The sequence below is a fragment of the Streptomyces sp. NPDC002580 genome (assembly GCF_042889485.1).
GTDB lineage: Bacteria > Actinomycetota > Actinomycetes > Streptomycetales > Streptomycetaceae > Streptomyces.
In genome coordinates this window covers 828,710-846,463 of the sequence record NZ_JBIAQZ010000001.1, presented here as the reverse complement: position 1 = coordinate 846,463, position 17,754 = coordinate 828,710, and the positions used below count along the sequence as shown (strand labels likewise).

13 protein-coding genes and 1 pseudogene are annotated in these 17,754 nt (G+C 73.0%); 7 read left to right on the top strand and 7 right to left on the bottom strand.

Translation table 11 applies throughout. From position 1 onward, the window contains the following. Window positions 1-159: 159 nt before the first annotated feature. Entirely contained in the window at window positions 160-1,236 is a 1,077-nt protein-coding gene (locus ACFYW7_RS03600; RefSeq protein ID WP_389497383.1) for a Zn-dependent alcohol dehydrogenase, read from the bottom strand. A gap of 34 nt (window positions 1,237-1,270) precedes the next feature. Beyond that, on the bottom strand, window positions 1,271-2,128 hold the full coding sequence (locus ACFYW7_RS03595; protein ID WP_389497381.1) for a MaoC/PaaZ C-terminal domain-containing protein: 858 nt from the start codon (window positions 2,126-2,128) through the stop codon (window positions 1,271-1,273). Window positions 2,129-2,790: 662 nt separating this feature from the next. Here ACFYW7_RS03595 and ACFYW7_RS03590 point away from each other — a divergent pair. Together ACFYW7_RS03590 and ACFYW7_RS03585 are read left to right on the top strand one after the other, a co-directional pair. Beyond that, window positions 2,791-4,089, top strand: a complete 1,299-nt coding sequence (locus ACFYW7_RS03590) for a sensor histidine kinase (protein ID WP_389497379.1) — start codon at window positions 2,791-2,793, stop codon at window positions 4,087-4,089. A gap of 85 nt (window positions 4,090-4,174) precedes the next feature. Next, window positions 4,175-4,807 (top strand): response regulator, encoded by a 633-nt coding sequence (locus ACFYW7_RS03585; RefSeq protein ID WP_389498546.1) that lies wholly within the window; start codon window positions 4,175-4,177, stop codon window positions 4,805-4,807. A gap of 191 nt (window positions 4,808-4,998) precedes the next feature. Here ACFYW7_RS03585 and ACFYW7_RS03580 read toward each other — a convergent pair. The 4 genes and pseudogenes from ACFYW7_RS03580 to ACFYW7_RS03565 all read right to left on the bottom strand — a co-directional run. Further along, a pseudogene (locus ACFYW7_RS03580) lies at window positions 4,999-5,368 on the bottom strand (sigma factor); the annotation flags it as partial. Between the two features lie 51 nt (window positions 5,369-5,419). Then, a complete protein-coding gene (locus tag ACFYW7_RS03575) occupies window positions 5,420-6,838 on the bottom strand; it encodes an MFS transporter (protein WP_389497377.1) in 1,419 nt (472 codons plus the stop codon). 312 nt (window positions 6,839-7,150) lie between these two features. Beyond that, entirely contained in the window at window positions 7,151-8,344 is a 1,194-nt protein-coding gene (locus ACFYW7_RS03570) for a lipid-transfer protein (protein WP_389497374.1), read from the bottom strand. Window positions 8,345-8,350: 6 nt separating this feature from the next. Next, window positions 8,351-10,780 carry an acyl-CoA dehydrogenase gene (locus ACFYW7_RS03565; RefSeq protein WP_389497371.1) on the bottom strand — a complete coding sequence of 810 codons (2,430 nt, stop codon included), beginning with the start codon at window positions 10,778-10,780 and terminating at the stop codon, window positions 8,351-8,353. Window positions 10,781-11,076: 296 nt separating this feature from the next. On the opposite strand from ACFYW7_RS03565, the gene ACFYW7_RS03560 reads away from it, so the two are divergent. The 5 genes from ACFYW7_RS03560 (at window position 11,077) to ACFYW7_RS03540 (ending at window position 16,896) form a co-directional block, all read left to right on the top strand. After that, entirely contained in the window at window positions 11,077-12,822 is a 1,746-nt protein-coding gene (locus ACFYW7_RS03560) for an MFS transporter (protein WP_389497369.1), read from the top strand. A 305-nt stretch (window positions 12,823-13,127) separates the two neighbouring features. Further along, window positions 13,128-13,778: a class I SAM-dependent methyltransferase gene (locus ACFYW7_RS03555; RefSeq protein WP_389497367.1), complete on the top strand. Its 651-nt coding sequence runs from the start codon at window positions 13,128-13,130 to the stop codon at window positions 13,776-13,778. Between the two features lie 22 nt (window positions 13,779-13,800). Next, window positions 13,801-14,778: an N-acetylmuramoyl-L-alanine amidase gene (locus ACFYW7_RS03550; protein WP_389497365.1), complete on the top strand. Its 978-nt coding sequence runs from the start codon at window positions 13,801-13,803 to the stop codon at window positions 14,776-14,778. 207 nt (window positions 14,779-14,985) lie between these two features. After that, window positions 14,986-15,759 (top strand): hypothetical protein, encoded by a 774-nt coding sequence (locus tag ACFYW7_RS03545; RefSeq protein WP_389497363.1) that lies wholly within the window; start codon window positions 14,986-14,988, stop codon window positions 15,757-15,759. A gap of 126 nt (window positions 15,760-15,885) precedes the next feature. Next, window positions 15,886-16,896 (top strand): LLM class F420-dependent oxidoreductase, encoded by a 1,011-nt coding sequence (locus tag ACFYW7_RS03540; protein ID WP_389497361.1) that lies wholly within the window; start codon window positions 15,886-15,888, stop codon window positions 16,894-16,896. Window positions 16,897-17,078: 182 nt separating this feature from the next. Here the strand turns inward: ACFYW7_RS03540 and ACFYW7_RS03535 are convergent, their stop codons facing one another. Next, window positions 17,079-17,639, bottom strand: a complete 561-nt coding sequence (locus tag ACFYW7_RS03535) for a hypothetical protein (RefSeq protein WP_389497359.1) — start codon at window positions 17,637-17,639, stop codon at window positions 17,079-17,081. Window positions 17,640-17,754 lie beyond the last annotated feature (115 nt).

Below are 17,754 nucleotides of genomic sequence, written 5' to 3'. Positions count from 1 at the left end.
ATCCGACGGCTCCCCCGCGGCCCGGGACGGTCACATCCGGGGCCCTCGCCCCGCCGGCCCCGAGATGCTCCGGCGGTCACGCCCGGGAACCGCCGGGCGATCGCGCCCGGGGCTTCCTGGCACGCGCGCCCGGAAACCCCTCGGCGGTCGCGTGCGGGCTCAGATCTCGATGCAGGTCCGCAGCGCGGTGCCCGAACGCATCTGGTCGAGCGCCTCGTTGATCCCGGCGAGCGACACCCGGTGGGTGATCAGGCCGGCGAGGTCGATGCGGCCCGCGCGCCACAGGGCGATCGTGCGCTCGTACGACCGCAGGACGTCCCCGCCGCCGTACATGGAGGGCAGGATGCGCTTCTCGTCGAAGAACAGCTCGAACATGTTGAGCTGGAGGAAGTCGTCCATCGCGCCGGCTCCGACGACGACCAGGGTGCCGCCGCGGCGGGTGTGATCGTAGGCGGTGCGCGCGGTGGCGGACTTGCCGACGACCTCGAAGACATAGTCGAAGCCCTCGCCCGCGGTCACCGACTGCTTGGCGTCGGCGAGTTCGTCGGGCGAGACCGCCTTCGTGGCACCGAAGCCGAGCGCCGCCTCACGGCGCGAGGCGACCGGGTCGACGGCGACGATCTCGGCGGCCCCCTTGAGACGGGCGCCCTGGATCGCCGAGATGCCGACACCCCCGCAGCCGATGACCGCGACCGACGAACCGGCCTCCACCTCGGCGGTGTTGAGGGCCGCGCCGAGTCCGGTGGTGACGCCGCAGCCGATGAGGGCGGCGATGTCGAAGGGCACGTCGTCGGGGATGGGGACCGCGCAGCCCGCGTCGACGACCACCTCCTCGGCGAAGGTGCCGGTGCCCGCGAAGCCGAAGACGTCACCGCCGGGCCGCTTGAAGTTGGGGGTGCCCGCGTTCATGAATCCGGCCAGGCACAGTTCCGTCTGGCCGCGCTTGCAGGCGGGACAGACGCCGCAGGCGGGCAGCCAGCAGATGACGACCCGGTCGCCCGGCTTCACGTGGGTGACGCCGTCGCCGACCTCGGTGATCTCGCCGGCGCCCTCGTGTCCGGGCACGAACGGCGCGGGCTGCGGCAGCACGCCGTTCATCGCGGACAGGTCCGAGTGGCACAGCCCGGTGGCCCGTACCCGGACGCGCACCTTGCCGGGGCCGAAGCCCACCGCCTCGACGTCGTCGAGGACTTCGAGCTTGTCCTGGCCTATCTCGTTCAGTACGGCTGCGCGCATGGTGCGGCTCCCCTCAGGACGGTTCGTACGAAAGTCAGGAGTGCTCGACGACGGTGTCGGCGAGGACCGGCGCGTCGTCCCGTTCGACCGCGCTCACCGCCACCCGGACCCCGCCGTCACGCCGCCACATCCGGATGCGCAGGGTCTCGCCGGGGAAGACCACTCCGACGAAGCGCGTGGCGTACGAGCGGACGCGGGTCACGTCGCCGCCGAGCAGGGTGTCGACGACGGCCTTGAGCGTCATGCCGTACGTGCACAGCCCGTGCAGGATCGGCCGGTCGAACCCGGCGAGCTTGGCGAACTCGGGGTCGGCGTGCAGCGGGTTCCGGTCTCCGGAGAGCCGGTAGAGCAGGGCCTGGTCCTCGCGGATCGGGCGCTCCACGGTTCGGTCCGGGGCTCCCGTCGGTGGCGCGAGGCGGGTGTCGGGGCCGCGGTCGCCGCCCCAGCCGCCTTCGCCCCGTACGAAGATCTGGGCGTCGTTCGTCCACAACGGCCCTTCGGCGTCGGCCACTTCGGTGCGCATGACGAGGACGGCGGCCTTGCCCTTGTCGTACACGGCGGCGATGCGCCCGGTGGCGGTCGCGGTGCCCTCGGCCGGGATCGGGCGGTGCAGCCGGACGGTCTGACCGCCGTGCAGGACGCGGGCGAGGTCGACGTCGACACCCGGCATGGACAGGCCGCTGATCACACCGGGCGAGCCGGCGCCCGCGACGGTGGCGAAGCTCGGCAGGACGTGCAGCCTGGATTCGAGGGTGTAGCGCAGCTCGTCGGGGTCGGTGGCGGGAACGCCCGCGCCCAGGCCCAGGTGGTAGAGCTGGACGTCCTTGTGGCTCCAGGTGATCTCTCCGGTCCGCGGCTCCGCCGCGACGGCCCTGGCGGCGTCAATGGGCATGGGACTCCTGACTCGACTGCGCGAAAGACCTCGGTGCGGCCGTCCGCACCGTCGGCCGCACCGAGGTCGACACCGGGCCGGGGAACCCGCTCGTTCTAGAACGCGTTCCAGTCCGGCGAACCCTTGTATAGCCCAGCGTCCATTACTTGTGAAGACTACTGACGTCATGTCAGATCCGAGTGGGCGACGGCCCGCCGAGGGCGCGGCGCGGCGCCCGGCCGTGACATTTGTCCCGGCCGATCCCCGACAAGTGCCTCTGCCGGAGCGTCCCCGGGGCCCCTAGCGTCGTACACATGACACAGACGACGGGGACAGGGACGACACGGACGACAGCGACGACGCCGGAAGCGCCGACGCCGGGGGCGCGGGGGACGGGAGCACCGACGGCGGGGACACCGGCGACGGGAGCGGCTGGGGCCGAGGCGGCAGAGGTCCGAGGGGCGGAGGCACCGGCGGCGGGGGCTTCGCCGGCCACGCCCTTCACGGGGGTCGAGGCCCTCGGCGGCGCGTCGCCGCGAGCGGCCGGTCCTGACGGTCGGGGGAAACCGGGTGCCGCCCCTCGGGACCGCGCGGCCGCCGGCTGCCGGACCGCCGGTCCCCGGTTCGTACGCTGTGGTCTCGTACCGTCGATCCGCAAGAGCGTTCTGAACGGGGAACGGGACATGTCCTGGACGAAAGGCATCGGCTGCCAGGTTCGCGAGTGGCGGGCCGAGCGAACCCGTTGGAAGGCCGACATGCGGCGGTTCAAGGCCGAGCGGCGGGCCGCGCGCGAGAACGGCACCGCGCTGCCCGAGAACCCCGGCCCGCCGCCCACCGGGTTCACGCTGCTGCCGTGGCTGCTGCTGGGGATGGGCGCCTTCTCCAACCTCTTCCAGGACCGGACGGAGCAGCCCTGGATCGCCGGCCTCGGCCTGCTCGTCTTCAACTCGCTGTACATCTACGTGACGTTCCGCGCGTTCGTGAAGGACAAGCGGGAGTCGCGCTCCACCCGGACGGCGCTCCTCCTGATGGGCCTGGTCACCTGCGCGCTGGCCCTCGGGTACGGCGGCAGCTGGCTGTACTTCTTCCCGCTGCTCGGGCTGGCCACCGGGGCGGTGCTGCGCGGCCCCTGGCTCGGGAAGATCGGCCTGGGTCTGACGGCGGTCGCCGCGGCGGTCTCCTCGTTCCGGACGGGCTGGGACGCGGTGAACGTCGCCTACGGCACGTTCCTGTCGACGATGGTGACAGCCGCGATCCTCTCCCTGTCCGAGGCGGTGCGCGATCTGCGGGAAGCGCGTGAGGAGCTGGCCCGCCGGGCCGTCGAGAAGGAACGCATGCGCTTCTCCCGTGACCTGCACGACCTGCTCGGGCACACGCTCTCCGTCATCGTGGTGAAGTCGGAGGCGGCCCGTCGGCTGGCCCCCCGTGACCTGGACGCGGCACTCGTCCAGGTGACGGACATCGAGTCGGTCGGCAGGCAGGCCCTCACGGAGATCCGCGAGGCGGTCACCGGCTATCGCGAGGGCAGCCTCGCCACGGAACTGGACGGAGCCCGCTCGGTGCTGTCGGCGGCGCGGGTGGAACCGGTCGTACGGCAGTCGGGGCCGCCCCTCGTCCCGCAGACCGAGGCCCTGCTCGGCTGGGTTCTCCGCGAGGCCGTCACCAACGTCCTGCGCCACAGTGACGCCACCCGCTGCGAGATCACCGTGGACGGCACCCCCGACCTCGTCCGCCTGACCGTCTCGGACAACGGCACCGGCCCCTCCCCCGCCGGTCCCGGACCGGACGCCGACGCCACGAGCGGCACGAGCGGCACGAGCGGCACCGGACTCAAGGGCCTCACCGAGCGCCTCGCCATCGCCGGCGGCTCCCTGCGGGCGGGCCGGACACCCCGCGGCGGCTTCGAGGTGCTGGCGGAACTTCCGGTGGAGGCTGCCGACCTGACGGAGCTGTCGGTCCGGGGCGCCACCGACGGGTCGTGAACGCGTCCTCCTCGCCACGGGGTTCCCTCGGGCGATCCGCGCCCTCCGTCCCCCGGCACCGGCCTACCCTGACCCCGTGAACGAGATGCCCCAGGACCACCGGCCCGCCAAGTCCATCCGTGTCCTGCTCGCCGAGGACCAGGGAATGATGCGCGGGGCACTCGCCCTGCTGCTGGGGATGGAGGCGGACATCGAGGTGGTCGCCCAGGTGTCCCGGGGGGACGAGATCGTGGACACGGCGCTGGTCCGACGGCCCGATGTGGCGTTGCTGGACATCGAGCTGCCGGGGATGAGCGGGCTGGACGCCGCCGCCGAACTGCGCGACCAGGTGCCCGACTGCCGGGTGCTGATCCTCACCACCTTCGGGCGCCCCGGATATCTCCGGCGCGCGATGGAGGCGGGGGCGGCCGGGTTCCTGGTCAAGGACGGCCCGGTGGAGGAACTGGCCCAGGCGATCCGGCGGGTGCTGACCGGGGAGACCGTGATCGATCCGGCGCTCGCCGCCGCCGCGCTGAGCGCCGGGCCCAGTCCGCTCACCGCCCGCGAGTGCGACGTGCTGAAGGCGTCGACGGACGGCGCCACCGTCGCCGACATCGCCGGCACGCTCCACCTCTCCGAGTCGACCGTCCGCAACTACCTCTCGTCCGCCATCGGCAAGACGGGCACCCGCAACCGCATGGAGGCGATGCGGGAGGCCCGTCAGCAGGGGTGGCTGTAGCCGAGACGGCCGGGGGCCGGCGCACCGGCCCCTCCCCGGGTCTGCCCGGGCCTCACCGGAGTCCGTTCAGCGCTCCGGAGCGGACCCGGCCTCGCGGTCCGACCCGCAGCGGCCTTCAGGGCTTCGTCACCGTCGCCTCCGCCGGCCGGGAGGCATCGCCCTCCGGCGCCGGACAGGAGAGGACCACCGCCTCGCGGCGGCCGTTGGGCGAGTGCGGTGATCAGGGCACCGCGGTCGTCGGCCCGGCCGATCGGGTCACCGGCGCCGGGAAGGTCCCGCGTCAGGCCCGAGTCGTCCTTCGGCGCGAGGAACTCCTTGAGTTCCCTGCGGTGTCTTCGGGGCGTGCGCGTTGATCATCACGTGTCGTACGTACGCGTCCGGTCCGTCGGCCGGGCCGCCCCTGCGCCATGCCCCGTAGACCTTTTCCGGCGTCGTCCGGACCAGGTCCTCGGCGGCGTGCCGCTCCCCCGTCAGGAGGAACGCCGTACGCAGCAGCCGTGGCCGGCGGCCGATGACGAAGCCCCGGAACTCCTCGTCCCGGGCCTGCTTCGCAACCCCCATGTGCGCCTCCTCGATGATGGAAGGAGTCCACGAGGGGCGGATTTCGTCGCCTCACGTCCGCGGGGTCCTGCGCGGCAGCCATACGAGCATCAGTACCGCCCCGGCCAGCAGCAGGACGCCGCTGACCCGGAACGCCAGGGCGTAGCCGGAGGTCAGCGCCTCCCCGGTGACGCTGCCTCCCGTACGGGCCGCCGCGATCGTGGACATGATCGCCAGCCCCAGTGAACCGCCCATCACCCGGGAGGTGTTGACCAGGCCCGACACCAGCCCCGCGTCCTCGGGCGCCGCCCCCGAGGTCGCCAGCGCGGCCAGTGGTGTCGCGGCCATGCCGGCGCCGGCCATCATCAGGACACCGGGGAGCAGGATCACCGTGACGTACGGGCCGTCCGCCGTCATCGTCGACTGCCAGCCGAAGCCGGACGCCGCCAGGAGTGTGCCGAGGATCGCCACGTTGCGGGCGCCGACGACCGGCATGAGGCGCGGCGCCAGTTTGGAGCCGACGACCACCGCGAGCGAACTCGGCACCAGGGCGAGGCCGGCGCCCAGCGGCGAGTAGCCGAGCACGTTCTGCGCGTACAGGGTCATGAAGAACCACACGCAGGACATCGCGGAGCCGGAGACGACCATGGCCGCGTTCGCCGAGGACACCGACCGCAGCCGCAGGAACTTCAGCGGCATCAGCGGCGCGCCGGTCCGGGCCTCGACGGCCAGGAAGGCCCCGATGAGGGCCACTCCCGCGCACAGCGGCACCAGCGTCTCCGCCGCCGTCCACCCCGCCTCCTCCGTCTGTACGATCCCGTACGCCGTGGTCGCGAGTCCCGCCGTCGCCAGGAGCGCGCCCGGCAGGTCGAGGCGTCGCTTGTTCCCGGCCCGGCTCTCCACCAGCCAGCGCGCCGCGCCGGCCAGCAGCACCGCGCCGACGGGCACGTTGATGAGCAGGACCCAGCGCCACGACAGCCCGTCGACCAGCAGTCCGCCGACGAGTCCGCCCGCCGCGCCGCCACCGGCGCCGACGGCGGTCCAGGTCGCGATGGCACGCGCGCGGGCGGCGCCCTCCGGTACGGCCGACGTGAGGATCGTCAGGGTCGAGGGCGCGAGCACGGCGGCCCCCAGCCCCTGCACGGCCCGCGCGACCAGCAGGTGGGTGCCCTCCTGCGCCAGACCGCCGCCGACCGAGGCGAGCGTGAAGATCGCGAGGCCCACCAGGAACATCCGCTTGCGCCCGTACAGGTCCCCGGCCCGTCCGCCGAGGAGCATGAATCCGGCGAAGGCGATCGAGTAGGCGTTCACCACCCCTTGCAGACCGGGCGCGCTCAGTCCCAGGTCGGTCCGCATCGACGGCAGGGCCACGTTGACGACGGACATGTCGAGGACGACCAGGAACTGCCCGGCGCACGCGAGCGCGACCACCACCCAGGTGGGTGGCGCGCTGCGTACGGATACCCGGGTGTCTTCAGCGGCACGGAGCATGGCTGTCATGCTCTCAACCGGCCCACGGTCCGTGCATCGGGATTTCGGCGCACGCGCGGGTGCGTCACGGGACCCGGGTCCCGTCGCCGCCTGCCCCGCGACGGCCCGTCACCGGTCCCGCGGGCCCGAGCGGACGGGACCGGCGACGGGGCGGGGCGTGCGGGACAGGCGGCGGGCCGGGGCGTGCCGGGGCGTGCCAGGCCGGTGACGGGACGGCGGACGGGGACCGGCGGCGGGACGGGGCGGGCGGCCGCCACGGGCCCGGCGCCGCGCCTGCCGGGTTTCTCCGGGCTCGGACGAGCTTCTCCGGGATCAGCCGCCCGCGCGCAGCAGCGTGACCACCGCCGCGCCGCCCAGTCCGATGTTGTGGGCCAGTCCGACCCGTGCCCCCGGCACCTGCCGTGCCTCGGCCTGCCCCCGCAGTTGCCAGACGAGTTCGGCGGCCTGGGCGATCCCGGTCGCGCCCAGCGGATGTCCCTTGGAGATCAGCCCGCCCGACGGGTTCACCACCCACCGTCCGCCGTACGTCGTCGCCCCCGACTCGACGAGCTTGCCCGACTCCCCCTCGCCGCACATGCCGAGCGCCTCGTAGGTGAGCAGTTCGTTGACGGAGAAGCAGTCGTGGAGTTCCACGACGTCCACGTCCTCGATGCCGAGGCCGGAACGTTCGTACACCTGTCGGGCGGCCTCCCTCGACATGGGCTGTCCGACGACGTCGACGCAGGAACCGGAGGCGAAGGACTCCTCGGTGTCGGTGGTCATCGCCTGGGCGACGATCTCGACCGCCCGGTCCCCCAGGGCGTGCCGCTCGACGAAGCGTTCGGACACGACGACGGCCGCGGCCGCTCCGTCCGAGGTGGGCGAGCACTGGAGCCGGGTCAGCGGCCGGTGCACGGTGCGGGCGGCGAGGACCTCGTCGACGGAGTACACGTCCTGGAACTGGGCGTACGGGTTGTGCGCCGAGTGGCGGTGGTTCTTGGCGCCGACGGCGGCCAGTTGGGCCTCGGTCGTGCCGTACCGCTCCATGTGTTCGCGGGCCGCGGCACCGAAGATCTGCGCGGTGGGCGGGGACGCCTCGAAGCCGTGCCGGGCCGCCATGATCCCGTAGTGGCGGGCCACGGGAGAGGTCGCGAAGTCACCGCCGTCGGCTCCCGATCCGAGTGATCCGCGTTTCATCTTCTCGAAGCCCAGCGCGAGGGCGCAGTCCGAGACGCCGCCCTCGACGAACTGCCGGGCCAGCATCAACGCACTCGCTCCGGTGGCGCAGTTGTTGTTGACGTTGTAGACGGGCACGCCGGTCAGGCCGAGTTCGTAGGCGGCGCGCTGCCCGGCGGTGGAGGCCTGGAAGCAATGGCCGACGGGCACTTGCTCCACGTCCGTGTACGAGATCCCCGCGTCGGTGAGGGCGCGGGTGCCGGCCTCCCGGACCATGTCCCAGTACTGCCACTCCCGGGTCTCGGGCTTCTCGAACCTGGTCATGCCGACACCGACGATGTACGTCTTCATGGCTTCCTAGTCTCGTGGCAGGCCGAGGATGCGCTCGGCGACGACGTTGAGCTGGACCTGGGTGGTGCCGCCCGCGATGGTGAGGCAGCGGGAGAGCAGGAAGCCGTGCACGGCCCTCTCGCCCGGGCCTTCGCGCAACGCGCCCTGGGGACCGAGGAGTTCGAGGCCGAGTTCGGCGACCTTCTGCTGGTGCGCGGTCTGCACCAGCTTCCGCACGGAGGCGCCCGCGCCCGGTTCCACTCCGGACACCTGCCGGAGGGTGGTGCGCAGTCCGATGCAGGCCAGGGCGTGCGCCTCGGCGAGGAGGGCGCCCAGCCGGGAGTCATCGACCGCGCCGTCGGCGTCGCTGTCGACGTCGCCCTCCGCGCCCGCGCCCGCCCGTATCAGTGCCTCCAGACCGGTGTCGAAGGTCAACTGGTCGGCCATGTGAACCCGTTCGTTGCCGAGCGTGTTGCGGGCGACCCGCCAGCCGTCGTCGACCTCGCCGACGACCGCGTCCGCGGGCAGCAGCACGTCGTCGAAGTAGACCTCGTTGAAGAGGGCGTCCCCGGTGATCTCCCTCAGGGGGCGGATGTCGATGCCGGGCGTGTTCTTCATGTCGACGACGAAGTAGGTGAGCCCCTTGTGCCGGGGCGCCGTCGGGTCCGTCCGGGCCAGCAGGACACCGTGGTCCGCCCACCGCGCCGCGCTCGTCCACACCTTCTGTCCGTTGATCCGCCATCGGCCGTCGTCCGTGCGCTCGGCGCGGGTCCGCAGCGCGGCGAGGTCGGATCCGGCGCCCGGCTCCGAGAAGAGCTGGCACCAGAGGAGGTCGCCGCGCAGGGTGGGCGGCAGATAGCGCTCCCGCTGCCGGCCGGTCCCGAAGGCGATGAGGGACGGTACGACCCAGGTCGCGATCCCCAGGTCGCTGATCCGCACGCCCGCCGCCGCCAGCTCCTGCTGCACGGCGAGCTGTCGGACGGGGCCCGCGCCGAGTCCGTGGGGCGGTGGCAGGTGCGGGGCGGCGTACCCGGTGGGTGCCAGCTCCCGGCGTACGGCCGCGGGAGCGAGTCCGCGCACCCCCTCGATCACCGCACGGGCCTCGTCCCGGTGGCGGGACGCCTCCGGCGGCAGCTCCAGGCGCAGTTCCCTGCGCACGCCGGCTCGCGCGAGCCGCGCGGCCCGCCGCAGGTGGCGGCTCCCGGCGCCGAGCAACTGCCGTGCCACGACGGCCCGGCGGAGGTAAAGATGGGCGTCGTGCTCCCAGGTGAACCCGATGCCGCCGAGGACCTGCACACAGTCCTTGGCGCAGGAGCAGGCCGCGTCGAGGGCGACACCGGCGGCGAGGGACGCCACCAACTCCCGTACGCGGGAAGGGTCCTGCCCGGTGCCGGAGGCCTCATCCCGTCCGGTGCCGGAGCCCTCCTTCGACCCGGCCCGGGAAGCCTCCCGCCCGAGCGGGGAAGCCTCCCGACCAGCCGGGGAAGACCCCGGTCCGGCTCCGCTCGGCTCCTGTCCGGCGCGCGCCGCGTCCCAGGCGAGCGCCCTCGCCTGCTCCAGCCGTACGAGCATGTCGGCGCACAGGTGCTTCACGGCCTGGAACTTCCCGATGGGCCGGCCGAACTGTTCGCGCGTCCTGGCGTGCCCGACGGCGGTGTCCAGCGCCCAGGCCGCGGTGCCGCAGGCGTCCGCGGCGAGGACGACGGCGGCGAGGTCCCGCACCAGCGACGGGCCGACCGCGAGGAGGCGGTCGGCGCGGACCCGTACCCCTTCCGCCCGGACCTCCGCGGTCGCCCGCGTCGGGTCGGCGCTCTCGTGCGGCCGGACGGCGAGGTCGGCGGCGTCCACGACCAGCCACAGGACGCCGGCGGGCGCGGCGTCCCCGCGGGCCGCCCGCCGCCTCCTCGTGGAGCGGTCGCGCGGCGCACCGGACGGTGCCGGCCCGGCGTCCGCCGCCGCCAGCACGAGGACGTCCGCGTCGGCGCCCGACAGCACGGGCGGCGCCGTCCCGTCGAGCACGTACCCGCCGTCCACGGCCCGTGACGTCAGGGAGCCCGCGCCGAACGCGACGGCCCCGATCAGTGCCCCGCACCCCAGGGCCCGTACGAGATCGCCGCGCCCGGTGGTGCCGCCGGGACCGTCCGGTCCGCCGGAGACCTCCGCCGCCAGCACGGCCGACGCCAGGACACTCGCGACGAACGGTCCCGGCAGCGCGGCCCTGGCGGCCTCCTCCACGACGACGGCAAGGTCGACGAGGTCGCCGCCGCCACCGCCGTACGCCTCGGGAAGGTGCGCGGCGAGGAGTCCCTGGGCGGCGAGCGCGTCCCAGAACGGCGGTCGCCCGCTGTCCGGGGCGTCCAGGAGTTTGCGGACCTCCCCGGGCGGTACGGCGCGGGCGATCCAGCCGCGTACGGCCTCGGCCAGCTCCCGCTGCTCGGGCGTGATCGCGATACCCATGCGCGCCTCCTCAAAGGCCCAAGGTGCGTGGATCCGCGCCAGACTAGAACACGTTTCATTCTGACGGTAGGTCAGATACCCATGGAACGGTCAAGCTTCCGGCCGCACCCCCGAGCGCCGGAATAGTTGCCCGGGCACACCGGGTTCCTCTTGCACGTATCCCGCACGGATCACCCGACCGAGGTCCCCGCATCCGCATGGATCACCCGACCGAGTCCTCGCATCCACCCCGGATCACCCCCTCACTCCGCTCCCGAGCGAGCAGTCACTTCTTCACGGCCTGGAGGCCCCCCGCAATGACGCAGACGACGACCGACCGGCCCGTGCGGAGGCCGAGCGGTGCGACCGTGCCGGTGCTCGCCTTCGCGGGCATCGTGGTCGCGGTGATGCAGACCCTGCTCGTCCCTGTCATCAAGGACCTGCCGGCCCTGCTGAGCACCGAGCCCAGCAACGCCACCTGGGTCCTGACCTCGACCCTGCTCTCGGGTGCCGTGGCCACGCCGATCATGGGCCGCCTCGGCGACCTCTTCGGCAAGCGCCGCATGCTGCTCACCAGCCTGGCCGTGATGGTGGTCGGCGCCCTCGTCAGCGCGTTGAGCAGCACCCTGCTGCCGATGATCGCGGGCCGTACCCTCCAGGGCTTCGCGATGGGCGCGATCCCGCTGGGCATCGGCCTGATGCGCGACATGCTGCCCCGCGAGAAGCTCGGTTCCGCGATGGCGCTGATGAGCTCCTCGATCGGCGTCGGCGGCGGCCTCGCGCTGCCCGCCGCGGCCCTCGTCGCGCAGCACGCCGACTGGCACGCCCTCTTCTACGGGGCCGCCGGCCTCGGCGTCCTCTCGATCGTCCTCACCCTCCTGGTGGTACCGGAGTCCCCGGCGCGCGCCGAGGGCACCTTCGACGTGCTGGGCGCGATAGGCCTGTCGGCCGGGCTCGTGCTCTTCCTGCTGCCGATCACCAAGGGCAGCGACTGGGGCTGGACCGCGCCCACCACGCTCACCCTGTTCGCCACGTCGCTCACCGTGCTCCTGCTGTGGGGCGTGATGGAGCTGCGCCTGAAGGCCCCGCTGGTCGACCTGCGCACCACCGCCCGCCCCGCGGTCCTCTTCACCAACCTCGCCTCGATCATGGTCGGCGTCTCCTTCTACGTCGTCTCGCTGGTCCTGCCGCAGCTCCTCCAGCTCCCGAAGTCCACCGGCTACGGCCTCGGCCAGTCGATGGTGAGCGCGGGGCTGCTCGTGATGCCGCTCGGCCTGACGATGATGTTCACCGCCCCGGTGTACGCCCGGCTGTCGGCGAAGTACGGCCCGAAGGTCACGCTGATCATCGGCATGGTGATCATCGGGATCGGCTACGGCGCGGGCCTCGGCCTGATGGACGCCGCCTGGCAGTCCCTGGTCATCGCGGTGGTCCTGGGCGCGGGCATCGGCCTCGCCTACTCCTCCCTGCCGGCCCTGATCATCGGTGCCGTCCCGGCCTCGGAGACCGGCGCCGCCAACGGCCTGAACACCCTGATGCGTTCCATCGGCACCTCCGTGTCGAGCGCCGTCATCGGCATGGTGCTGGCCGACACGGCGAACCACGTCGGCGGGGCCGCCGTCCCGACGATGCACGGTTTCCGGGTGTCCTTCCTGATCGCGACGGGCGCGGTCGTTGTCGGCCTGGCCATGGCCCTGTTCCTGCCGGGCCGGCGCCCGGCGACCAAGCCGCAGCTGATCGCCAGCAGCGAGGAGGACGCCGCGCTGGAGCGGGCGCACGAGGTGCTCGGCGGATTCCGCGGCCGGGTCCTGGACGCCGAGGGCGGCCCGGTCGCCCGCGCCAAGGTCACGCTGATCGACCGGCGCGGCCGCCAGGCGGGCGCCACTCTCTCCGGCGAGGACGGCGGCTACGCGCTCGCCGTACCGGCCCAGGGCGCGTACGTGCTCGCCGCCCGGGCCGCCGGTCACGGCCCGCTCGCCTCGTCGGCCACCCACACGGGCGACGACCGGCCCGTGGCCCTCGACCTGGCGCTGCCGGGCGAGAACGCCGACGTCACCGCCTGACGCCCTGGACGCCCCGGTCCCGGCCACCGGTCCCGGCTCCTGGCCCTGGTCCACGGTCCTGGTCCACGGTCCCGACCGAGTGATCATTCCCACCCCCGCCGCCCACGCGGCGGGGGCTTGGTGCACCATGGGGCGGCCAGGGACCCGTACGACCGGTTCGTTCGCACCGGACGTACGCACCCGCCGTCCACGCCGGACGTCCGCGCGGCCCGCTGTTCCGCGCCGGACGCGGGCCCCGGACGTACGCACCCGTTCCACGCATCCGCTCCACGCACCCGTTGCCCCCACCCGATGGAGGAGACCCCATGCCCGCGGCACCCAAGCCCGAGATCCTCGCCGCCTTCGAGGCCGCGAAGGGGTTCATGCCCAGGGGTGAGGGACTCGCGCTGTACGAGGCCGCCGTGGAGGCCGGACGGCTCGGGCTGCCGCTCCTGGAGGTCGGCACCTACTGCGGCCGCTCCGCGATCCTGCTCGCCGACGCGGCGCGCGAGGCCGGGGTGACCGCGATCACCGTCGACCACCACCGGGGCAGCGAGGAGCAGCAGCCGGGCTGGGAGTACCACGACCCGTCCACGGTCGACCCGGAGATCGGCCTCATGGACACGCTCCCCACCTTCCGCCGCACCCTCCACCGGGCGGGTCTCGAAGAGCACGTGGTCGCCCTGGTGGGCCGTTCCCCGCAGATCGCCGCGTTCTGGCGCACCCCCCTCGGTCTGGTCTTCATCGACGGCGGCCACACCGACGAGCACGCGAGCGGCGACTACGAGGGCTGGGCGCCGCACGTCGCCGAGGGCGGCCTCCTCGTCATCCACGACGTGTTCCCGGACCCCGTCGACGAGTTCACCGGCCAGGCCCCCTACCGCGTCTATCTCCGGGCCCTGGAATCGGGCGCGTTCACCGAGAGCGCGGTGACCGACTCGCTGCGTGTACTGCGGCGAACCGGAGCAGGGATCTGAGCGCCCGGTTAGAGTCGCTGACGTGTCGTACGTAGGCCCTGACTTCGAACCGCCCCAGCCGCGCCGCTCCCGGCGCGGACCGCTGACCGTCGCGCTCGCCGCGCTCGTACCGGGCGCGCTCGCCGGGTGGCTGGTGTGGCAGGCCGTGGGAGACGATTCGGGGGGCGCGTCCGACCGGGCCGTTTCCGGGTCCTCGTCCTCCGCGCCCGGCTCCGGTTCCCCTTCCGCGCGGTCCTCCGCCCCGGCGACGGAGGACGACAGGCCGAGCAAGTCGTCCGCCCCGTCGGCCTCCTCCTCGAAGCCCTCCTCGAAGCCCGCGGCCTCCGGCTCGCTCAAGGGCAAGGTCGTCGTCATCGATCCGGGGCACAACCCCGGCAACTTCCGGCACACGGCCGAGATCAACCGCCAGGTGGACATCGGCACGAACCGCAAGGAGTGCGACACCACCGGCACGTCGACCAACGCGGGCTACGCGGAAGCCCGGTTCACCCTCGACGTCGCGCACCGGATGCGCAAGATCCTCGAACAGCAGGGCGCCACGGTGAAGTTCACCCAGGACGGCGACCGCTCCTGGGGCCCCTGCGTCGACGAACGGGCCCGCATCGGCAACACGGCGCACGCGGACGCGGTCGTCTCCATCCACGCCGACGGATCGGCGGCCGGCAACCGCGGCTTCCACGTGATCCTCCCCGGATCGGTGCACGCGAAGGACGCCGACACCCGGCCGATCGTCAAGTCCTCCCGCGACCTGGGCGAGCGCGTCGCCGGTCTGTTCGTCCGCGAGACGGGCAGCGCCCCCTCCAACTACATCGGTGACGGCACCGGACTGGTGGTCCGGGAGGATCTCGGCGGTCTCAATCTGTCAACGGTTCCGAAGGTGTTCATCGAGTGCGGCAACATGCGCGATACCAAGGACGCTGCGCTGCTCACCAGTGGCGCGTGGCGACAGAAGGCGGCACGGGGGATCTCTGAGGGAATCGTGAGTTTCCTGCACGGGTAGTGATCTACGGACCGAACCCGGCGGACACCAGGATCGTACGGACGATAAGGTCGTCCGTACGATAAAAGGCTATCCCCCGAGCTTCACACCGCGTCCCGACGGCGGCACCATGACGGCGAGACGGTGAACAGCGTTGCCTCCATCGACGACGAGACGACTGACGAAGGACCTGAAGTGAATATCCGCTCCCTCACTCGAGGCGACGGCGTGGTGATCGGAGCAGCGGTGTTGCTGTTCATCGCCTCGTTCCTCAAGCTCTACTCCTACTCCTACTCCGGGTACAGCTCGCACGTGTCCGCGTGGGACAGCCTCAGCGAAGGCCTCGGCATCTACATGGGCGGGGTCATCGGTGCTGCCCTGATCGTCGTCAACCGCTGCCTCCCGCAGCCGCGCAAGGTCCTCGGGCTCGACCTGGGCGCGACCGGTGTGGCGTTCACGGTGCTTGTCGCGTGGATCCAGTTCTGGTCGCTGGTGGACGTCTCGGAGCCCGCGAGCGCCGCCGCCGGTCTCATCCTCGGCTTCATCGCGGCCCTCGTCATGGCCGCGGCGGCCGTCGCGACCCCGCTCGTCCCGGCCCTGCAGCCGGCCCTGATCACGGCCTCGCCCCGACCCGTCGCCCCCGCGCCCTACGGCGCCCAGCCCCCCGGTGGTTACGGCTACCCGGGCGCTCAGCCGGCGCAGCCCGGCCAGCAGCCCTACGGTGCCCAGCCGTCGCAGCCGACGCAGCCGTTCGGCGGACAGCCGAGCCAGCCGTCCGCCCCGCAGACGCAGCAGCCGGCGCAGGACTTCTCGCCGTTCTGGTTCGCCGTTCCGGCCGCCCGGCCGCTGTTCCCGGAGGGCGGCGGACAGACGCCGATCGCCGAACTGGCGCCGGGCACCTGGTACCTGGCCGTCGAGCAGCGCGGCGCGACCCTGGTGGCGCAGACGCAGGACGGCCGTCGTGGTGTGCTCCAGGACACGTCGGGGATCCAGCGCGGCTGATCCCGCTCGCCCCGTGACAACGGCCCCTCGCCCTTTGCGGCGGGGGGCCGTTGTCGTACAGTCACAGCACGCCAGGAACTGACGGATCGTCAGAATGCTCGTCGGACTGCTGCTTCGGGAGGCGCCATGCGGCTCGGTCTCGCGCTCGGCTACTGGGGGCGCGGCCCCTCGGCGGACCACGTGCCGCTCGCCCAGGAGGCGGAGCGGCTCGGCTACCACTCGGTGTGGACCGCCGAGTCGTGGGGCTCGGACGCGTTCACCCCGCTCACCTGGATCGCCGCGCGGACCACCCGTATCCGGCTCGGTACGGCCGTCGCGCAGATGGCCGCCCGCTCCCCCACCACCACCGCGATGCACGCCCTGACCCTGGACCATCTCTCCGGCGGGCGCATGATGCTCGGCCTCGGACTGTCGGGGCCCCAGGTCGTCGAGGGCTGGTACGGGCGGCCGTTCCCCAGCTCTCCGCTGACCGCGACCCGGGAGTACGTCGACGTCGTGCGCCAGGTCCTCCGCCGCGAGGGGCCGGTCGAACTGGACGGCCGCTTCCACTCCCACCCGTACCGGGGCGCCGACGGCACCGGACTCGGCAAGGCACTCAGGTCCATCACGCACCCGCTCCGGGCCGAACTGCCGCTCCTGCTGGGCGCCGAGGGCCCGAAGAACATCGCGCAGACGACCCGGATCGCGGACGGCTGGCTGCCGCTGTACTGGTCGCCGACGCGTCCCCAGGCGTACGAGGCGTCGCTCGCGGACCTGCCCGAGGGGTTCCTCGTGGCCCCGATGGCGCGCGCCCACGTCTGCGACGATCTCGCCGAAGGACTGCTGCCGGTCAAGGCGATGCTCGGCTTCTACATCGGCGGGATGGGGCACGCGGCCCGCAACTTCCACGCCGATCTGATGGCCCGGATGGGCTTCGAGGAGGAGGCCCGCAGGATCCAGCGGCTGTTCCTCGAAGGGCGCCGCGAGGAGGCCGTCCTCGCCGTACCGGACGCCTTCGCCGACGAGATCTCCCTCGTCGGACCGCGTGAACGCATCGCCGAGCGGCTGGAGTCCTGGCGCAAGGGCCCGGTGACGGACCTGCTGGTCCTGTCCCCGGACCGCCACACGCTCCGGGTCCTGGCCGAACTCAACTCCTAGGAACCGTTCTTGCCGGGAGGGTTCCGGGATCGGGTCCGGGACGCTTCCCCGGCCCGGACTGGTGGTCCCGGTCCGGCATAGGTTCCAGGATGGTTCCGGGCCCGGGGTCAGGGCAGCACGGGATCAGGCCGGCGTCCGGCGAGTCGGCGAGCGGGGCCGAGTCGGTGAACGGGCGAGTCGGGCTACCCCGCGCTGAGTTCGGAGGTCGAGGGGACCCTGTCCGTGACCTCGGCGCCCGCGCTCCTCCCGGCCTCCTTCACCTTGTTCACGACGTCGTCGAAGGTGCTCGCCACGGCGTCGGCGGCGTCGCCGTCGCGCAGTCCGGCGGGCAGGTCCTTGAGCGCCTCGATGCCCGCGGTCAGCGGGGCGATGGCCTTGGACAGCGCGGGGTCGCCCTGGGCGTTCCGGCCGGCGGCCTTGAGCCGGTTGTACGCGAAGGCGCCCGCGAGCCCGGCTTTGACCAGGGCGACCCTGCGACCGTCCGCGCCCTTCTTGAACGTGCCCGCCTTCCAGGGTTTGACGATCCACTGGTAGGTGGCACCGGCCGCGAGTCCCGCGTTCGCCACGAAACGGGCCTTGGCGAACTTCTGCTTCTCCGCGGAGGTGGTCGGGGTGGGAGTGGCCTGCGCCGCGGTGGCCGTGTCCTGCGCGGAACCACCGTCGCCGCCGCAGGCGGTGGCACCGCCGAGCAGGACGCAGCAGACGGTCAGCGCCACGATCAGGCGCCGTATCGGTACGGGCACGGGATCCTCCGGATGAGGGAACTGTTCTCCCCGGTCCGCCGGTTCCTCCCGGACCCGGGGAACGCGGCTCTCCCCGGCAGCCTCGCCCGGCCCCGGTGGCCGCGCCACCGGAGTG

Coding starts and splice junctions, on each gene's coding strand:
- ACFYW7_RS03600 (WP_389497383.1), bottom strand. CDS start 1,236: ATGCGCGCAGCCGTACTGAACGAGATAGGCCAGGACAAGCTCGAAGTC.
- ACFYW7_RS03595 (WP_389497381.1), bottom strand. CDS start 2,128: ATGCCCATTGACGCCGCCAGGGCCGTCGCGGCGGAGCCGCGGACCGGA.
- ACFYW7_RS03590 (WP_389497379.1), top strand. CDS start 2,791: ATGTCCTGGACGAAAGGCATCGGCTGCCAGGTTCGCGAGTGGCGGGCC.
- ACFYW7_RS03585 (WP_389498546.1), top strand. CDS start 4,175: ATGCCCCAGGACCACCGGCCCGCCAAGTCCATCCGTGTCCTGCTCGCC.
- ACFYW7_RS03575 (WP_389497377.1), bottom strand. CDS start 6,838: ATGCTCCGTGCCGCTGAAGACACCCGGGTATCCGTACGCAGCGCGCCA.
- ACFYW7_RS03570 (WP_389497374.1), bottom strand. CDS start 8,344: ATGAAGACGTACATCGTCGGTGTCGGCATGACCAGGTTCGAGAAGCCC.
- ACFYW7_RS03565 (WP_389497371.1), bottom strand. CDS start 10,780: ATGGGTATCGCGATCACGCCCGAGCAGCGGGAGCTGGCCGAGGCCGTA.
- ACFYW7_RS03560 (WP_389497369.1), top strand. CDS start 11,077: ATGACGCAGACGACGACCGACCGGCCCGTGCGGAGGCCGAGCGGTGCG.
- ACFYW7_RS03555 (WP_389497367.1), top strand. CDS start 13,128: ATGCCCGCGGCACCCAAGCCCGAGATCCTCGCCGCCTTCGAGGCCGCG.
- ACFYW7_RS03540 (WP_389497361.1), top strand. CDS start 15,886: ATGCGGCTCGGTCTCGCGCTCGGCTACTGGGGGCGCGGCCCCTCGGCG.